The sequence below is a fragment of the Olsenella sp. An285 genome (genome assembly GCF_002159625.1).
Taxonomy (GTDB): Bacteria; Actinomycetota; Coriobacteriia; order Coriobacteriales; family Atopobiaceae; genus Thermophilibacter; species Thermophilibacter avicola.
This window is the reverse complement of sequence record NZ_NFIZ01000010.1, coordinates 1-17,134: the sequence shown is the minus strand read 5'-3', so window position 1 is coordinate 17,134 and position 17,134 is coordinate 1. Positions and strand designations below refer to the sequence as shown.

Here is a 17,134-nt window from a genome sequence, read left to right as displayed (position 1 = left end):
ATACCGCGCGGGCGACGTGACCCTGCTCTCGGCAAGCGAGCCGGCGGGTCACGTCGCGCTCGCGTTCACGGAGAGGACGGGCGGCGTCTCCGCCGCGCCGTACGAGAGCCTCAACCTCGGCGCCTCGTGCGGCGACGATGAGGCCTCCGTCAGGGAGAACCGCCTCCGCGCGCTCGCGGCGATCGGGGCCGCGGGCCTCGAGGACCGCCTGGTCTGCCCCAAGCAGGTGCACGGCGATCACGTCGTCCTCGTGCGCTCCGCCGCCGCAGGCGAGCTCGAGGCCGCCCGCGACGAGGCGGCGGCCGGCGCCGACGCGGTGGTCTGCACGGCTGCGAACGTGCCCGTCCTTCTCTGTTTCGCGGACTGCGTGCCCGTCGTCATCACGTGCCCCGGCGGCTTTGCGGTGGCTCACTCGGGGTGGCGCGGCACGATCGCCCGCATCTCCGAGAAGGCTGCCCGCGCGCTCGTGGCCGAGACGGGCTGCGGCCCCAGCGAGCTTCGTGCCTACGTGGGACCCCACATCAAGGCGGCGGACTACGAGGTCTCCGAGGAGCTCCTCGGGCGGTTCGTGGACGCCTTCGGCGACGGGGTCGCCCTCGACGGGCGTCACCTCGACCTCGAGTTCGCCGTCGTCTCGGCGCTCGAGGCCGCGGGCGTGGAGCCGGGGCGCATCGAGGCGGCGGACGTCTCCACGGCGAGCGCCACCCACAGGTTCTTCTCGTACAGGGCAGAGGGCGGCAGGTGCGGCAGGCACGGCGCCCTCGCCGTGATGGGGGAGCGCCCGTGGGCGTGGCCGGAAGGCGCGCTCGCAAACGACCAAGGGGAAGAGGCGAGGGCCTGATGGACGGGCTCGAAGAGTCATACGGCGCGTTCCTCTGCGAGCGCAGGGAGGAGATTCTGGGGAGGATCTCGTCGGCGGCCTCCCGCTCGGGCAGGTCCGCGGCCGAGGTGCTGCCCATCGCCGTCTCAAAGACGGTCTCCGCCCGCGAGGTCCTTCTTGCCCGGCGCGCCGGCTGGCGCGCCTTTGGCGAGAACCGACCCCAGGAGCTCTCGCGCAAGCTCGCCGCGCTGGAGGGCGAGCCGGAGTGCGCCGACGTCCGCTTTGACATGATCGGCAACCTCCAGAAGAACAAGATCAACCAGGTCATCGGCCGCGTGACGCTCATCCACTCCATCTCCTCGGCGCACCTGGCCGAGGCGGTCTCCACGCGCTGCGAGGCGCGCGGGATCGTGGCCGACGTCCTTCTTGAGACCAACGTCTCGGGGGAGGGCTCGAAGTCGGGCTTCTCTCCGGAGGAGCTCGTCGCCGCGGCCGATGGCGTGGTGGCGCTCCCGGGCATCCGGGTGCTCGGCCTCATGACCATGGCGCCGGCGGGTGACGCCGACGCCGCGCGCCGCACGTTCTGCGGCCTGCGGGAGCTCGCCGAGGGGCTTCGGGCCCGGACGGGGCTTCCCCTCCAGACGCTCTCGTGCGGCATGAGCGACGACTTCGAGATCGCGGTGGAGGAGGGCTCGACCCTCGTCCGCCTTGGCAGGTGTGTGTTCGACCAGGGCTACGCCCTGAGATAGCTGACAGCGTAGGGTGCGCGCGCCGCGCGGCGGCGCGACGACGAAAAGGAGAAGAACATGGGCTTCCTCGACACGATCAGGGATCGTCTCCGCGGCGGGGACGAGGAGTACTACGAGGACGACTACTACGAGGACGACGACTTCGAGGGCGATTCCGGCTACGCGCGCGACTCCCACGAGTCCCGCCGCCGCGACCCGGGCTCGAGCCCGCGCCTGCTGGGCAACACGCCGCGCCCCGAGGCGGAGAGCGTCTCGGTCTTCACCCGCTCCGGCCGTCCCGTGGCCGCCCCGAGGCAGGAGTACGCGCCGCAGACCCAGTCCGCGCCGCGCCCGTCCTACGACCCCTCGCGCGACCACGACACCACCGCGGTCCTGGGGACCTCCGGCGGCCCCACCCCCGGCGACCTCGGCCCCCGCACGATCTCTCGCGTGAACTCCGGCCAGCTGCCCCCCTACGTCCTCAAGCCCGTCTCCTATGACGACGTTCAGACCGTCGTGCGCCGCGTGAGGACGGGCCAGCCCGTGGTCCTCGTCTTCCGCAACACCAACATCGACACCGCCAAGCGCATCCTCGACTTCTGCTTTGGCCTCTCCTGCGGCATCTCCGGCTCCGTCGAGGAGCTCGGCGACCGCGTCTTCGCGGTGCTGCCCTCCGGCGTCACGCTCTCTCCCGCAGACGTGGACAAGCTCGTCGCCGACGGCGACCTCACGAGGTAGGGGATGACCGGGATGAGCCAGCTCTCCTGCACCGTCGGCGTCATCGGCGTGGGCTCCATGGGCGGGGCCATCGCACGCGGGCTCATTGAGTCCGGCACGCTGGCACCCGAGCGCGTCATGGTGGCGGACCAGGACGCGGGCAAGCGCGGGGCGTTCGAGTCCCTGGGCTGCCGCGCGTTCCCGGACGGTGCCCAGATGCTCCCCGAGGGCCCCGACGTGGTGGTCCTGGCCGTGAAGCCCCAGGTGCTGGGCGACGTGATGGCCACGCTCTCGGACGGCGTCGCCGGGAGACTGGTCGTCTCGATCGCCGCGGGCGTGCCGCTCGCCGCGATCGAGGCCGCCCTGCCCGGTGCCCGCGTGGTGCGCGTGATGCCCAACCTGCCCGTGCAGGTGCGCTCGGGAGCCACCGCCGTGTGCGCCGGCTCCGCCGCCACCTCCGAAGACCTCGGGCTCGCCTGCGAGCTCTTCCGCGCCCTCGGCGCCGTCGCCGTCATGCGGGAGGACCAGCTCGACGTGTCGAGCGCCGTGGTGGGCACCGCACCCGCGTTCTTCTCGCTCTTCGTGGACACGCTCACGCGCGCCGGCGTGCGCGCCGGGCTCCCCGCGCAGACCTGTCGCGAGTTCCTCGAGGCCACGATGCTCGGGTGCGCCGAGCAGCTCGTGTCTGAGGGCGTGCACCCGCGGGTATACATGGAGCGCGTCACCTCCCCGGGCGGCACCACCGCCGCCGCGCTGGAGGAGCTCGAGCCGCTGCTCTTCGAGGGCTCGTTCGCCGCGGTGGACGCGGCGCTGGCGCGCGCCCGCGAGCTCGCGGGCGACTAGCCTCGCCCGCCTTGACAGTTTGACCTGAGCAAACTGTCAAGTTCGTCACGATCACGGAAAGGCTGCAATGAGTTCCTACACGCTGCTCGTCCTCGTTCAACGGCTCATTGACATCTACGGATGGGTCATCGTCATCTGGTGCCTCATGTCCTGGCTGCCGCGCACGGGCGGTCTCCTGGATGACATCAGGGCCGCTATGGGCATGCTCGTGGAGCCCTTCCTGAACGTCTTCAGGCGCTTCATCCCGCCGGTCATGGGCGTGGACTTCTCTCCAGTTGTGGCAATATTGGCACTTACCCTCATCGAGCGGGTGCTCTACTACCTAATTTTGTAGAATTCTATCCAGTACGGTTTCACGGGCCCTGCCCGCGTCACTGAGAAGCGAAAGGGAACAAGAATGGCAATCACACCAGCAGACATCGAGCAGCAGACCTTCTCTCCCTCCAAGCACGGCTATGACACCGAGGAGGTCGACAACTTCCTCGAGCAGCTCTCCTCCGAGGTGGACGCGATGCTCCAGAAGATCGCCGACCTCAAGGGCCGCCTGACCTCCACCGAGCAGCAGCTCTCCGCCGCCCAGGCGCAGATCGCCAGCCTCGAGGAGCGCGGCGCCGCCACCGTGGCCGCCCCCGCGCCCGCCGCTGCGCCGGTCGACACCATCTCCGCCTCCGAGAGCCAGATCTCCCGCGTGCTCATCGTCGCCCAGCAGTCCGCCGACAAGCTCGTCGCCGAGGCCCGCGACAACGCCGAGAAGATCCGCAACGACGCTGACGCCAAGGCCCGCGAGGTCATCCGCCAGGCCCTCGCCGAGAAGCAGAACGAGCTCGACGAGATCGACCGCCTGAAGGCCTCCCGCGAGGAGTTCCGCGCCGAGTACAAGAAGCTCCTCCAGCACTTCATGGACGACGCCGAGACCGTCTTCCCTGCCCAGGTGGGCTTTGCGAGCACGCCCAACGGCTCCGCGGCCTCCCGCGCCGACGCCCCCATCGCCGCTCCGACGCCCGTCGCCCCCGCGACGCCCGCCGTCAGCGTCAACGACTTTGGTGACCTCGACTAGCTAGGTCCCCGACCCTCGCCTCGCCCTTGCTGCGGTCCCGAGCCCTCTGGCCCGGGGCCGCTCTGCGTAGCGGGGGAACGGGGCGGGGGCCCTTCTCGTTCCGCGTTCTTCTCGCCCGGCGCTAGCCCGCCCCCAGCCCGGGAAAGCTCTTGCGACTTTTGAGGCCTCAAAAGTCGGAGCACGATGGGAGTTTGCCCAGTTGGCCCGAAAACGCCTGCAACTTTTGAGGCCTCAAAAGTCGACCCGTCGAGAAGAGCGGGTGAGAAGGCCGACGGCCAAATGAAGTGGAAGGGTGCGAGGTGGGCCTGTAAGCCGGGTTCTGTCGTGGGCGGCCATTTATCTACGACGGTCGTCACCGACCGCCTCTAGCGCGCAACCCGAGCGCAGTGCGGGCCACACCATCGCGCTCCTATTTGCGTTTGCTCCGGATGGGGCTTGCCAAGCCGCCGTGTTGCCACGACGCTGGTGGTCTCTTACACCACCGTTTCAGCTTTTCCCTTTGCGCGGCCCGGGGGCCGGCCAGTTGGAGTCTTCTTTTCTGCGGCGCTTTCCGTCGGGTTACCCCGCCCGGCCGTTAGCCGGCATCCTGCCCTGTGGAGCCCGGACTTTCCTCATGACGCTTGCGCGTCCCGCGGTCGCCTGGCCCACCTCGCGAGAGTGATTCTAGCATGACTTGAGCGGTTCTCCATTGGCGGCGAGCGGTATATACTATGTCCATTCGACCGTCTGCCGCGCGTTTCCTCACGCCGGCTGGGCCGGTCGAGCAAGGTCTGTGCGCTGCCGGAAGGGGAGCCCCCTTTCGATGAAAGGTTCTCTCGTGGGTCTGCTCGACATGCTGGACGCCGTGCGCGTCAAGAAGCCCGCGGCCATTGCCGCTGAGGACGATCCTCGTTCCGTCGACGCTCCGGTGTCGGGGCGCGTCATACCGCTCAGCGAGGTGAGCGACCCGGTCTTCTCCCAGGGGATGCTCGGCCGCGGCCTGGGGATCGTGGCCACCGAGGGCGTCGCCTTCGCGCCCGTCTCCGGTACCGTGGCGGCGGACGTCAAGACCAAGCACGCCCTCCTCTTCAAGACCGAGGAGGGGGCGGAGGTCCTTCTCCACGTGGGCGTGGACTCCGTGAGGCTGCGCGGGAAGGGCTTCAGGCTCTTTGTGAGCAAGGGTGACATCGTGCGCGCCGGCGAGCCCGTCATGAGCTTCGACCGCTCCCTCATGGAGGAGAGCGGCGTGGACGGCACCGTCATCGTGACCGTCACCAACTCGGACACCTTCGCGCAGGTCGAGCCCGTGTGCGGCGCCGAGGTCTCCGCCGGGAGCGCCGTGCTCCGCGTGGAGCGGTAGGGCATCGTGGCCGTCTTTCCCGAGGGCTACCGCACGCTGCGCGCCGGAGCGGAGGCCGTGGGGGAGTTCGAGGACAGGCGCAGCCGTTTCATTGCGCAGCTCGCGCACGTGAGCTCGGAGGCAGAGGCGGACGCCTTCATCGCCGAGGTCCGCGGCCGCCACCATGATGCCCGCCACAACGTGCCCGCCTGGATTCTCGCGGACGGTCGCGAGCGCTGCTCGGACGACGGCGAGCCCAGCCGCACCTCCGGCATGCCCACGCTCGACGTGCTGCGCGGCTCGGGCCTTGCGGACGTGTGCTGCGTGGCCACGCGCTACTTCGGGGGAACGCTCCTGGGCCCGGGAGGGCTCGTGCGCGCCTACACCGCCGCCACGCAGGCAGCGGTCGCCGAGGCCGAGAAGAGCGGGCTGGTCGTGGAGATGACGCTCGTGACGCCCGTCACCGTGCAGCTCCCGTATGCGCTCTACGACCGCGTGACCCGTCTGTGCGCGGACGCCGGCGGAAAGGTGACCGACTCGCTCTTTGCCGAGGACGTCCAGCTCTCCCTTGTCTTTCGCTCCGGTGATGAGCCCGCCTTCCTCGCAGCCGTTCGCGAGCTCGCCAATGGCGAGGACCTCGCCCGCGCCGGCGAGCCCCGCTTCTCCGAGTTCTAGCCTGTGGTCCCAGCCCGGGGTTCTGACGGGCTGCTTTGGCCTCCCGTGACGGCGCACTGCCGACGTACGTGAGCCCGCGATTGCCGCCACTGCGATAAACCCCCGGCGATTGGGCACTACCTTTGATGTCCGCGCGCCTGCGTGCGGGCGCGCGGCGGGCGACTTAATGTCCCGCTTGTTCTTCTCGCCACAATCTGACGGCGATTGGGCAACATCATTGATTATCTCGAGAGTTGATATAAAAGGTTCTGCCCAATCGCCAAGGCGAGCGGCGGGAGGGGATGTGCCCGCGTGCGACGGAGGCGCCGTCTCGCCAAAGGAAGCGAGCCCCGAGGGAAGTGCCTTCGGGGCTCGCTGAAGAGACGCTCTGATGCAGGCTAGTGCCGCGGGGCCAGGGCGCACCCCACGTTGGTCCAGGGGGCGACCTCCTCCACGGGGGCGTTGTCCCAGAGGTCCAGGACCTCGGGCGGCACGAACTCGCGGCGCACGACGACCTCGCCGCCGTAGAGGCGGTACCAGTCGGCGCTCGCGATGATGTAGCCGTTCCTGCAGGCGTCGGCACCCCAGCTGTTCTCGATGCGCCAGGCGACGGGACGGCCGTCCGAGCCCAGCTCCACGCCCTGGAAGGTCATGGCGTGGGTGTTGCGCGTCTCGCGCGCGTCGAGCATCTCGGCGCGGTCCATGGAGAAGTCGACGCCAAAGAGACCCTCGTAGTCCATCGTGTCTGTGGCGAGGATGCCGGGAAGGTCCTCGATCTTCCGGGGGAACTCCTGGGCGACGTCGCACGCCATCTCGCAGGGCACGCCCGCGCGAAGCGACGCCACGGCAGCGTCCTCGAGCACCTCGAACTCAACGTTCAGGAACTTGAGCGGGACGCCGCCGGCCATGGTGTCGGCAAAGCGGCGGTGGTAGACGTGGCCGAAGGGGCGCGTCTCGCCGGGCATGTGCTCGAGCTGCACGTAGTCCGAGGGGTCAAAGGGCACGTAGCGCTCGGCGAACTCGAGCGGTGTGATGCCGCGGTCCACGAGGAGCCGGCGCGGCTTGCCGTCCGTGGCGTCGCCGCCCTCCTGCTCCACGATCTTCTCGGCGTCCGCCGAGCAGTTCTTGCCCACGGGGACCTCGAGGTCGAAGGTGAGCGGCGGCTCGCCAAGGCACACGCAGAGCACGCGGTGGCAGTCGGCGACCATCCCCTCCTTGGCGGCGCGCAGCTCGCCTGTGCCCGCGCCCGCCGCGGCGAGGCGGCGAAGCTCCATGGCGCTCTTGTGGAAGAGACGCCTGAGCTGGGCGTTCATCTGGTCGGCATCCTTGGAGCACGCGTTCTCGGGCATGACGTCCTTGGGGACGAGCCCCCACTTGCGGATGAGGTTCATCGCGGCGGGGTAGTAGTTGCCGTCACCCATGGTGTGCTCGAGCAGGTGGGAGACCTCGCGGGAGTCCAGCGGGAGCCCCGCGGTCTCGATCACGTACTCGAGGCCCACGTTGAACTTCTCGAGCTTGTCGTAGAAGAAGCCGTAGACCTGGGAGAACTCGAAGTCGTCGACGTCGAGGAGCTCCATCGTGGCCGCGCGGGCCACGTTGTAGGCGGAGAACATCCAGCAGCGCCCCGAGTGGCGCTGGTTGGTGACCTTGCCCGTGCGCGGGCGGCTCACGCCAAAGGTGTCGCGGTACGTGCGCAGGGCGGAGACGTTGCGCGCGGCGGGGTGGACGTTCATCGAGGTGACGGCGTTTCTCGCCACGCGGTTGGCGCGGTCGGCCGAGAAGGACGCCGTGAGCTCGTCGCTCTTTGCGGGCGCGAGGGCGCCCTCGGGGTGGTTGGGTGCCATGCGGTCTCCCTAGCGGGCGAGGGCGAGCGAGCCCATGGGGTCCCAGGGCGCGAGCACCGTGGGCTCATCTGAGTCGAAGGTGGCGCGCTCCTCCTCGGTGAGGTACTTCCTGTCAACGACGACCTGGTAGACGTACTCGTCGAACCAGGGGTCGGAGAGGGTGTCGAAGCCGTTGCGACCGTGGTCCTTGCCCCAGCTGTTCTCGACCTTCCAGAGCGTCGGGCGGCCGTCGGCGTCAAAGTTCACGCCCTCGAGGACCATGGCGTGGGTCATGAGGGACTCGCCGTAGTCCAGGCGCTCGGCGCGGTCCATGCAGCCCTCGACCTCGAAGCCAAAGAGCGCGTCCACGTCCAGCGCGGCGGTGTCCATGATGCCCTCCTCGCGGATGAAGCTCTGGCCCACGTCGCAGCCGAACCAGACGGGCAGGTCGTCGCGCAGCTGGGCGATCGCGGCGTCCTTGAGGCGCTCGATCGGGAGGTTGAGGTAGCGGACGCCGCCGTCCTCCACCACGTTGCCCAGGCGGCTCACGGTGTAGACGTGACCGAAGGGCTTGTCGGCGGTGGGGGCGGAGATGAGGGAGACAAAGTCATCGACGTTCATGTCGACGGCGGTCTCGAAGAACTCCTGAGGGGTGAAGGTGCCAGAGAGCACGAGCTCGTCGTTCTTGTCGCGCAGGCGCACCTCGAAGGACGCGGGCGGCTCGCCGAGGCAGGTGACGAGGAGGTGGTAGACGTCGCCCATCATCTCCTTCTTCATCTCCTCGAGGTCCTCGGGTCCGACGCCGGCGGCGTAGCTCTCGCGAAGGCGCTTGGCGGCGCCGCGCAGATAGCGCGTGAGGTAGGAGTCCATCTCGCTCGTGTTGCGCGAGCAGGCGGTCTCGGGCATGGCCTCCTTGGGCACCACGCCGTACTTCTTGACGAGGCTCTTGAACATGTCCCACTGCCCGCCGTCGCCGATGGGCGCCTCGAGCAGGTAGGCGAGGAGACGGCCGGAAAGGGGCTCGTCAAGCGTGTCGAGGATGTTCTCGAAGAACCAGTTGCTCTTCTCGAGCTTGTCCCAGAACAGGGGATAGGTCTGGGAGAGCTCGAAGGTCTTGAGGCCGTACTTCTTGATGACGCGGTAGCGCATGGTGTTCAGACTCGCGAACATCCAGCAGCGGCCCGAGCGCTGCTGGTCGCAGCGGTCTCCCTGGGTGACCTCGACGTCGAAGGTCATGGCGTTGGCGCCCACCCCCTCGGGCACGCGCGCGGCGGCGCGGATGCCGTTGGAGCTCACAGCGTTCTTGGCCACGACGTTTGCCCGCTCGGAGAGGAACTCCTCGCGCGCGGCGGCAAGGTCGTCGGCGGTTACGGAAGCCATCTCGTCCATTGTCTTACCTCCCGTTTGTTGGCTGAAATGACCGCGCACTAGGGTAGCACTGACCGTGCGTTCCGCCAGCGTGATTGTGGTGGTCTGCGCAAGGAGTGAATGGCCCGTCGCTGATCTCGCGAGCCGGGCTTCCCCTGCAAAAGTTCCCTTGGGGCCGGCAACTCGGGACGTCCGGTGCAAAAGTCGCCTTCGGGTCAGCGGTAACACGGGACACGAAAGGCTCTCAAGCCATCAGATAACAGCGTTACACCTGAGAATGTATATCAAAACTCAAATCTAACTTCCTAAGGAGGGGGAAATCCACCGGCCCGAAGGCGACTTTTGCGCCGGACGCCTTGAGTTGCCGGCCCGAAGAGCTGTTTTGCAGCTGGCGCACCCGCTTCCCTCGGTCGCGCATGCTAGAATTCTCCGCGACACGGAGAGGGGGCTCGCATGGCCGACGACATTGAGGCGCGCCTCGCGCGCGAGCTGCCCGGCTATGCCCGCCGCGTCGTGAGCGCGCTCGAGGCCGAGGGCTTCGAGGCATGGGTCGTGGGCGGCTGGGTGCGCGACGCGCTGCTGGGCCGTCCGGGGCACGACGTCGACGTCACCACGTCCGCACCCTGGCGGGAGACGGCGCGGGTGCTGCGCTCCGCCGGCATCGAGGTGCACGAGACCGGAACCGCCCACGGCACGGTGACCGCCGTCGTGGACGGCAGGCCCGTCGAGACCACCACGTATCGCGTCGAGGGCGCCTACTCCGACCGCCGTCACCCGGACGAGGTCCGCTTTGTCACGGACGTGCGCGAGGACCTCGCCCGGCGCGACTTCACCGTCAACGCGATGGCGTTCCACCCGGAGCGAGGCCTGCTCGACCCCTTTGGCGGGCAGGGCGACCTCGCGCGCCGCGTGATTCGCGCAGTGGGGGAGCCGAGGCGCCGCTTCGAGGAGGACGCGCTGCGCGTGCTGCGTGCGGTGCGCTTTGCGTGTCGGCTGGACGCCTCGATCGAGCCCGCGACGCAGCGGGGGCTCCTGGAGTGCGCTCACGAGCTCGGGCAGATCGCAAGCGAGCGCATAGGCCAGGAGGTGGACGGCATCTTGGCAACCGGGCGCGCCGCGTGGGCGCTGCGTCACGAGTTCGCCGTGATGGCGTCTGCGATTCCCGAGCTCGCCCCTATGGAGGGCTTCGATCAGAGGAGCCCTTACCATGCCCATGACGTGCTCGAGCACACCGCGCGCGTCTGCGCGGGAGTGGAGGAGTTCACGGGAGGGATGGCCTCCCAGGCGCTGCGCTGGGCGGCGCTGCTGCACGACGTGGCCAAGCCCGAGTGCTGGAGCGAGGACGTGTCCGGTCGCGGCCACTTCTTCGGCCATCCCGGGGCCGGCGCCCGCACGGCCAAGCGGGTGATGGGACGCCTGGCGATTCCCGGCGAGGTGGCGCGCGCCGCGTGCGCCCTCGTCTCCCTCCATGACTTCGAGATCAGGGCGACGGCGCCCTCCATGAGGAGGATGCTTTCCGAGCTGGAGCGCCTGGCCCCCGGCCAGGCCCGCGAGCTCGCCTTTGCCCTGCTCGACCTCAAGCGATCGGACGCCGTGGCAAAGGCTCCCGCCTGCATGGGGTATGCGGTCGAGCTCGACCAGATGACGCGCGTCCTGCGCGCGGAGCTCGCCGCGGGTGCGGTCTGGCGGGTGCGCGACCTCGCCGTGGGCGGCGCGGACGTCATTCGCGACCGCGGTATCGAGCCCGGGCCCGGCGTGGGCATGGTGCTCGCCCAGCTGCTCGCCGTGGTGATGGCGGGGGAGCTGCCCAACGACCGCGATGCGGAGCTCGCGTGGCTGCGCTGGTAGGGGGCATATCGGGTGCTCCTCTGCCGTCCGAAGACCTCTCGCACAACTTCTCCAAAAATGGGGCTTGCGCCGCCGACGCCTTTCCCGTATAGTGTTTCTCCGCGCTGAGAGGCGCATAGATGGCAATATTGGGGTGTCGTCTAGTGGTAGGACAGCGGATTCTGGTTCCGTCAGCGGGAGTTCGACTCTCTCCACCCCAGCCATTGTCAACTGCATATGTGGCCCGTTCGTCTAGCGGTTCAGGACGCCGCCCTCTCAAGGCGGAGATCACCAGTTCGAATCTGGTACGGGCTACCAAATGGCCCGTTCGTCTAGCGGTTCAGGACGCCGCCCTCTCAAGGCGGAGATCACCAGTTCGAATCTGGTACGGGCTACCAAATGTTCAGGGGCCTCGAAAGAGGCCCTTTTTCTTGTCTCTTGATCTCCGGGCTTCTCGGTGCTCCGCGCCGCGTCGCCCCTACGCCCGCCTCCACAGCAGCACGTTGTCCTCAAACTCGACCTCAAGCCGCCCCGCGTCGCGAAGCCAGGAGAGGTACGAGCGCACGGTGCTGCCCACGAGCACGTGCTGCTCGAAGGTCATCCTCAGGCCGTAGTCCGCAAAGAGCCTCCGGAGCACGCTCTCGAAGGACGCGGGCTCCGTACACAGCCCGAGGATCTTCTCGGCAATCTCGTGCACCTTGTCGATGTTGAGCTGCGCGAGCTCGGAGACGTCCTCTGCGGCCGGCGCATGGGCGGGGACGAACATCCGGGCGGAGAGCCCCTTCACCGTCTCGAGCGTCTCCAGGTAGGCCGCCACGTCGTAGACGAAGCTGACCTGGTACTTCTCCAGCGTCTCCCTGCTGGAGAGGCAGTCGGCGAGAAACACGACGTCATCGGGCGTGCGGTAGCCCACCATGTCAAAGAAGTGCCCCGGCAACTCGATGGTCTTGAGGCCCTTGGGGAGCGCGTCCGCCGTGAGGGGCTCCGCGTCGCTTTCCTGTGCCATGAGGAACTTGTGCCTGAGGTCGCGGCACGGGTAGCCGCCATAGAGAAACGACGGCTCCAGGATCGGCCGGCGCGTGAAGGCGCACTCGACGCCCGGCGCAAAGACCCGGCACCCCGTCTGGCCCTGAAGGTAGCGGTTGCCGCCGATGTGGTCGGCGTTGGAGTGCGTGTTGTAGATCGCCGTCAGGTGCCAGCCGTTGGCGTCCAGCAGCTGGCGAACCTTGCGGCCGGCGTCCTTGTCGTTGCCGCTGTCTATGAGGCAGACGTCTGAGTCGCCAAGCCGCACGAGGCCGATCTTGGCGGGGCTCTCGATGTAGCAGGTCCGGTCGGTGACCTGGATCAGCTCGTACATGTGATGCCTCCCTGGTCGTTGGTTGCCCGCACTCATGAGTGCGGGCGAGAAGTGCGGGCAAAATCGTGGTGCGAAGCCGTCGAGTGCTGCCTCGCTCTCGGCGAATCGTCGTAAGTGCGCGCATCCGGTGCCGTGCGGCCCGCACTCATGAGTGCGGGCGAGAAGTGCGGGCGGACTCCAGGCGTCGGGCGAGAAGTGCGGCCTCGCACGTGTCTCTAACGCATCCCTACGCGCAGCCGGCGCACCCTGCACAGGCCGTCCGGGCAGCGGGCGTGGCGGCGAGGCCCCCTCGCGCGGTCTCGCGCAGGCGCGAGGGCAGGGCGTGCCCGACCTCCGCCATCGCGGCCACCACCTGGTCAAACGGGACGAGCCACTTCACGCCGGAGAGGGAGAGCTGCGCCGCGGAGAACGCGGCCGCCACCCCAATGGCGTTTCTCGCCTGGCAGGGCACCTCGACGAGGCCGCCCACGGGGTCGCACACGAGGCCCAGCAGGTTTGAGATGGCGAGCGAGCTCGCGCAGAGCGCCTGTTCGGGCGTGCCGCCGAGGAGCTCCACAAGCGCAGCGGCGGCCATGGCGGCCGCAGAGCCGACCTCCGCCTGGCAGCCGCCCTCGGCGCCGGCCACGCACGCGTGCGTCTGGATGTTGAGGCCAATCGCCGCCGCGCACCAGAGGGCGGAGGCGACGGCGTCGTCATCGGCGCCCACGGCGTCCGCCACGGCCAGCACGCACCCCGGGACCACGCCCGCGGACCCGGCGGTGGGGGCCGCCACGATGACGCCCATCGCGGCGGAGCGCTCGAGCACCGCCATCGCGCGGGCGACGGCGTCGGTCTGGACCGCGCCCATGAGCGGCCCCGCCCAGCTCGTCGCGCCCTCGCTCACGAGCCGCGCCTCGCCGCCGATGAAGCCGCCCAGCGAGCGCGCGGGCGCCGCGATGGGCGCGCTCGTCTCCTCGCGCATGACCTCGATCACGCGGCGCATGGCGCCCCGCGCGCGCTCGGCCCCGGAGAGCCCGCGTTCGCGCAGCTCCATGACGCCGCCGATGGAGAGGCCGCGCTCGGCGCAGGCGTCCAGCAGCTGCGCTCCGTCGTCAAAGAGCTCGGCGGCGGTGACGCCGGGGGAGACGGAGGAGGCGGAGCCCGGCACGGAGATGAAGGTGGCGAAGCTCACGTCGCGGATGCGACGGATCATGGGCAGGACGGAGTCGTCGGGCGCGCCGTCCGTCTCGAAGACGGAGTAGGCCTGCCCGCCCTGCTCGGTGCGGTACGTGCGGCAGAAGGCGATGTTGACGTCGGCCATGGCCAGCAGGTGCGTGAGCGAGGCCAGGATGCCGGGGGCGTCGCGGTGCGCCACGAAGAGGGTGGCGTAGGCGCCGGTGATGTCCACGCCCACGCCGTCGATGCGGCTGATGCGCATCTTGCCGCCGCCGAGGCTCTCGCCGCGCACCTGGCAGCGCTGGCCGCGCTCGCTCTCCATGTCTATGTCCACGGTGTTGGGGTGGACGGAGGTGTCGTCGCCGGCCTCGGAGAACTCGAACTCAAGTCCCGCGTCCCGCGCGAGGTCGAAGGCGTCGCGGATGCGCTCGTCGTCCGTGTCCAGCCCGAGGATGCCCGCCACGAGCGCCCGGTCCGTGCCGTGGCCGTGATAGGTGTGGGCGAAGGAGTTCCAGAGCGAGAAGCGCACGCGCACGATGCGCCCCTCCAGGAGCGAGGCCGCCACGCGCGCGCAGCGAAGCGCGCCGGCGGTGTGCGAGGAGGACGGGCCCACCATGACGGGGCCCAGCACCTCGAAGGCAGAGGTGGTGGCAAGGGTCTGGGGCTTGGCTGCCATGGGGCTCCTCCCGCGTCGTCGCGGCGGCGAGCTCTTCTCGGCCGCCCGCTCTCATCGCAGATAGCTTAGCAGCTGTGAGGGGGTATGATACCCACGTCGTATCAACCGAATCACAAGGAGGACCCCGATGGATCCCACAGAGCTGCTCAAGCTCCTGGGAATCGTCATCGTCGTGGCGGGCTTTACGCTCAAGCTCGACTCCATCCTCATCATCATGGTGGCCGCCGTGGCGACCGCCGTGGTGGGCGGCATGGACCCGGTGGCGTTCCTGGACACCCTCGGCGAGAGCTTCGTCTCCAACCGAAGCATGTGCATCTTCATCATGACGTTCGTGATCACGGGCACCCTCGAGCGCAGCGGCCTGCGCCAGGCCGCCGCTGCGCTCATCCGCAAGCTCAAGAACGCATCCGCCGGCATGATTGTCTCGGCCTACGGCGTCGTGCGCGTGCTCTTTGCCGCGTTCAACGTCAACTTCGGCGGCGTCGCGGGCTTCATCCGCCCGGTCGTCATGCCCATGGAGCAGGCCGCGGTCGAGCGCGACGGCAAGAAGATCGACGAGAAGCACCTCGAGGAGCTCAAGGGTGTCTCCGCCGGCATCGACAACGTCGCGTGGTTCTTCGGCCAGGTGCTGTTCATCGGCGGCTCGGGCGGCCTGCTCGTGCAGGGCACGCTCGCGGGCCTGGGCTACGACGTGAGCCTCGCCGACCTCGCCGCGGTTCAGATCCCGGTGGCCGTGCTCGCCATGCTCGCGGCGATCGTCTACTACAACCTCATCGACCGTCGCCTCATGAGGCGCCGCGGGCGCGCCGACGCCTCCGCCGAGAAGGACGCGCAGGGCGAGAAGGGCGGTGACGCCCGATGACGGAGTTCCTCCAGTTCTTCCAGAGCGCCGACGTGACGCTCTCCGACAAGCTCCTCGAGGTCGTCTACATCCTCATCGGCCTCATCGCGTTCTACGCCGGCGTGCGCAACGCCCTCGACCAGACCAACGAGAAGCGCCTGGGCACCGCCTTCTTCTGGTGCGTGCTCGGCGTCCTGTTCATCGTGGGCCGCTGGGTCCCGTCCACCGTGGCGGGCGTGCTCGTGGTGCTGATGGTCATCCCGCCGATCCTCAAGCAGGTCGGCCGCGGCGTGGGCGGCGAGCCCACGGCCGAGGAGATGCAGTCCAACTACGAGAAGATCGGCATGAAGCTCTTCGTGCCAGCCCTGTCCCTGGGCGTAATGGCGCTGGTCTTCGCCCTGTTCACCAACATCAGCTCGCTCGTGGGCCTCACCTTCGGCGTGGTCGTGGGCGGCGTGCTGCTCATGGCCTTCTCGAGAAAGAACACCCCGCGCGTCTTTCTCGACGACACCCGCCGCATGCTCGACACCGTGGGCCCGCTCTCCATGCTGCCGGTCCTTCTCGCCGCGCTGGGCGCGATCTTCACGGCCGCGGGCGTGGGCGACGTGATCTCTGGCCTGGTCTCGGGCGTGATTCCGCAGGGCAACGCCGTCGTGGGCGTGATCGTCTACGCCATCGGCATGGCGGTCTTCACGATGGTCATGGGCAACGCCTACGGCGCCATCACCGTGATGACGGTGGGCATCGGCGCGCCGTTCGTGCTGTCGCTCGGCGCCGACCCCGCGCTCATCGGCTCGGTGGCGCTGACCTGCGGCTTCTGCGGCACGCTCATGACGCCTATGGCTGCGAACTTCAACATCGTGCCGGTGGCGATCCTGGAGATGAAGGACTCCTACGGCGTCATCAAGAAGCAGGTGCCGATCGCGCTGTTCATGCTCGCGGCGCAGATCGTCTACATGATCGTCTTCGGCCTGTAGCCGTCGGCGCCCCGCGGGGCGCGCTCCTGAGGGTATGTACGCCACCCCTCGAGGGTATGTACACTTTGCGAGAAGAACGTTCTTCTCGGCAACCCTCTGACCTGCAAGGATTTTGCCGGGCACTTCCGGGCCGGTGTACATACCCTCCGTGGTCGCCCAGGTTGTCTAGGAAGGGAAGCGATTCGCATGAAGGTACTGGTAACGGGATTCGAGCCCTTTGGCGGGGCGACCATCAACCCCGCGCTCGAGGCGGTGCGCCGCCTGCCGGGCACGATCGAGGGTGCCGAGGTCGTGACGGTGCAGATCCCGGTCGTCTTTGGCAAGGACGCCGCCGCCGTCGAGGCCGCCATCGACGCCGAGCGGCCCGACCTCGTGCTCTGCGTGGGACAGGCCGGCGGGCGCAGCCACATCACGCCCGAGTTCGTGGGCATCAACTACGCCAACGCGCGCATTCCGGACAACGAGGGAAACCAGCCCGTAGGCCGCCTCGAGGCGGACGGCCCGGACGCCTACTTCGCCACGCTGCCGGTCTTTGCCATGGTTGACGCCGCGCGCGCCGCGGGCGTTCCGGCGGCCGTCTCCTACACCGCGGGCACGTTCTGCTGCAACGAGGTCCTCTACGAGCTGCTGCACTGCCTCGCCGTCCGCCACCCCGGCGTCCGGGGCGGCTTCGTGCACGTGCCCTACGCCACCGAGCAGGCCGTCTCCACGGGGGAGGGCACCGCGTCCATGAGTGTGGACATGATGGTGGCGGGCCTCACCGCCATGATCGGTGCGGCGGTCACCTGCACCGACGACGCCGTCGCCGCCGGCGAGGGCACCGAGCAGTAGGCCCCGCGGCGGCGTTCTTCTTGCTGCGCCCTTGATGGGGGTGCGGCTTTGCGACGGTTCTGACCCAGAAAGTGTCGCGGAGCCGCACCCCCTTTCTTGACGTGCGGGGGAGCGACACAATTGCCGAGAAGAACGTCGCGCC

16 protein-coding genes, 3 tRNA genes and 1 other RNA gene are annotated in these 17,134 nt (G+C 68.9%); 15 read left to right on the top strand and 5 right to left on the bottom strand.

Annotation, left to right across the window (positions count from 1 at the left end):
* Window positions 1-16: 16 nt before the first annotated feature.
* The 6 genes from B5F79_RS07510 (at window position 17) to B5F79_RS07485 (ending at window position 4,165) form a co-directional block, all read left to right on the top strand.
* Window positions 17-841 carry a polyphenol oxidase family protein gene (locus tag B5F79_RS07510; RefSeq protein WP_241147278.1) on the top strand — a complete coding sequence of 275 codons (825 nt, stop codon included), beginning with the start codon at window positions 17-19 and terminating at the stop codon, window positions 839-841.
* Window positions 841-1,569, top strand: a complete 729-nt coding sequence (locus B5F79_RS07505; protein ID WP_087219672.1) for a YggS family pyridoxal phosphate-dependent enzyme — start codon at window positions 841-843, stop codon at window positions 1,567-1,569. The genes B5F79_RS07510 and B5F79_RS07505 overlap by 1 nt, the downstream gene beginning before the upstream one ends.
* Window positions 1,570-1,626: 57 nt before the next feature.
* Window positions 1,627-2,286 carry a cell division protein SepF gene (sepF, locus tag B5F79_RS07500; RefSeq protein WP_087219670.1) on the top strand — a complete coding sequence of 220 codons (660 nt, stop codon included), beginning with the start codon at window positions 1,627-1,629 and terminating at the stop codon, window positions 2,284-2,286.
* Window positions 2,287-2,298: 12 nt separating this feature from the next.
* Window positions 2,299-3,108, top strand: coding sequence for a pyrroline-5-carboxylate reductase (proC, locus tag B5F79_RS07495; protein ID WP_087219831.1), 810 nt, complete (start codon window positions 2,299-2,301; stop codon window positions 3,106-3,108).
* 67 nt (window positions 3,109-3,175) lie between these two features.
* Entirely contained in the window at window positions 3,176-3,442 is a 267-nt protein-coding gene (locus tag B5F79_RS07490) for a YggT family protein (RefSeq protein WP_087219668.1), read from the top strand.
* Window positions 3,443-3,505: 63 nt separating this feature from the next.
* Entirely contained in the window at window positions 3,506-4,165 is a 660-nt protein-coding gene (locus tag B5F79_RS07485) for a DivIVA domain-containing protein (RefSeq protein WP_087219666.1), read from the top strand.
* A gap of 292 nt (window positions 4,166-4,457) precedes the next feature.
* Here the strand turns inward: B5F79_RS07485 and rnpB are convergent.
* Window positions 4,458-4,816, bottom strand: an RNA gene (rnpB, locus tag B5F79_RS07480) — RNase P RNA component class A.
* A gap of 151 nt (window positions 4,817-4,967) precedes the next feature.
* Here rnpB and B5F79_RS07475 point away from each other — a divergent pair.
* Window positions 4,968-5,504: a PTS sugar transporter subunit IIA gene (locus tag B5F79_RS07475; protein WP_087219664.1), complete on the top strand. Its 537-nt coding sequence runs from the start codon at window positions 4,968-4,970 to the stop codon at window positions 5,502-5,504.
* A 6-nt stretch (window positions 5,505-5,510) separates the two neighbouring features.
* The gene (locus tag B5F79_RS07470; RefSeq protein WP_087219662.1) at window positions 5,511-6,158 is read left to right on the top strand and encodes an IMPACT family protein; all 648 of its coding nucleotides are present in this window, start codon (window positions 5,511-5,513) and stop codon (window positions 6,156-6,158) included.
* A 377-nt stretch (window positions 6,159-6,535) separates the two neighbouring features.
* On the opposite strand, the gene B5F79_RS07465 is transcribed toward B5F79_RS07470, so the two are convergent.
* The gene (locus B5F79_RS07465; protein ID WP_087219659.1) at window positions 6,536-7,981 is read right to left on the bottom strand and encodes an aminopeptidase C; all 1,446 of its coding nucleotides are present in this window, start codon (window positions 7,979-7,981) and stop codon (window positions 6,536-6,538) included.
* A 9-nt stretch (window positions 7,982-7,990) separates the two neighbouring features.
* The gene (locus B5F79_RS07460; RefSeq protein ID WP_087219656.1) at window positions 7,991-9,349 is read right to left on the bottom strand and encodes an aminopeptidase C; all 1,359 of its coding nucleotides are present in this window, start codon (window positions 9,347-9,349) and stop codon (window positions 7,991-7,993) included.
* 432 nt (window positions 9,350-9,781) lie between these two features.
* Here B5F79_RS07460 and B5F79_RS07455 point away from each other — a divergent pair, with 432 nt between their 5' ends.
* From B5F79_RS07455 to B5F79_RS07440, 4 genes are all read left to right on the top strand, one after another.
* Window positions 9,782-11,176, top strand: a complete 1,395-nt coding sequence (locus B5F79_RS07455) for a CCA tRNA nucleotidyltransferase (protein WP_087219653.1) — start codon at window positions 9,782-9,784, stop codon at window positions 11,174-11,176.
* Window positions 11,177-11,305: 129 nt separating this feature from the next.
* A tRNA-Gln gene (locus tag B5F79_RS07450) sits at window positions 11,306-11,379 on the top strand.
* A gap of 17 nt (window positions 11,380-11,396) precedes the next feature.
* Window positions 11,397-11,473 (top strand) — tRNA-Glu (locus tag B5F79_RS07445).
* Between the two features lie 3 nt (window positions 11,474-11,476).
* Window positions 11,477-11,553 (top strand) — tRNA-Glu (locus tag B5F79_RS07440).
* A gap of 80 nt (window positions 11,554-11,633) precedes the next feature.
* On the opposite strand, the gene B5F79_RS07435 is transcribed toward B5F79_RS07440, so the two are convergent.
* Together B5F79_RS07435 and sdaAA are read right to left on the bottom strand one after the other, a co-directional pair.
* Window positions 11,634-12,512 (bottom strand): MBL fold metallo-hydrolase, encoded by an 879-nt coding sequence (locus B5F79_RS07435; RefSeq protein WP_087219650.1) that lies wholly within the window; start codon window positions 12,510-12,512, stop codon window positions 11,634-11,636.
* Window positions 12,513-12,738: 226 nt separating this feature from the next.
* Window positions 12,739-14,343, bottom strand: a complete 1,605-nt coding sequence (gene sdaAA, locus B5F79_RS07430; RefSeq protein WP_087219647.1) for an L-serine ammonia-lyase, iron-sulfur-dependent, subunit alpha — start codon at window positions 14,341-14,343, stop codon at window positions 12,739-12,741.
* A gap of 127 nt (window positions 14,344-14,470) precedes the next feature.
* Between sdaAA and B5F79_RS07425 the strand changes: the two genes are divergently transcribed.
* From B5F79_RS07425 to pcp, 3 genes are all read left to right on the top strand, one after another.
* Window positions 14,471-15,205, top strand: a complete 735-nt coding sequence (locus B5F79_RS07425; RefSeq protein WP_087219644.1) for a 5-oxoproline transporter, DUF969 family subunit — start codon at window positions 14,471-14,473, stop codon at window positions 15,203-15,205.
* On the top strand, window positions 15,202-16,161 hold the full coding sequence (locus B5F79_RS07420) for a DUF979 domain-containing protein (RefSeq protein WP_087219641.1): 960 nt from the start codon (window positions 15,202-15,204) through the stop codon (window positions 16,159-16,161). The genes B5F79_RS07425 and B5F79_RS07420 overlap by 4 nt, the downstream gene beginning before the upstream one ends.
* Before the next feature lie 186 nt (window positions 16,162-16,347).
* Window positions 16,348-16,992 carry a pyroglutamyl-peptidase I gene (gene pcp, locus B5F79_RS07415; RefSeq protein ID WP_087219637.1) on the top strand — a complete coding sequence of 215 codons (645 nt, stop codon included), beginning with the start codon at window positions 16,348-16,350 and terminating at the stop codon, window positions 16,990-16,992.
* The last annotated feature ends 142 nt before the right edge of the window (window positions 16,993-17,134 follow it).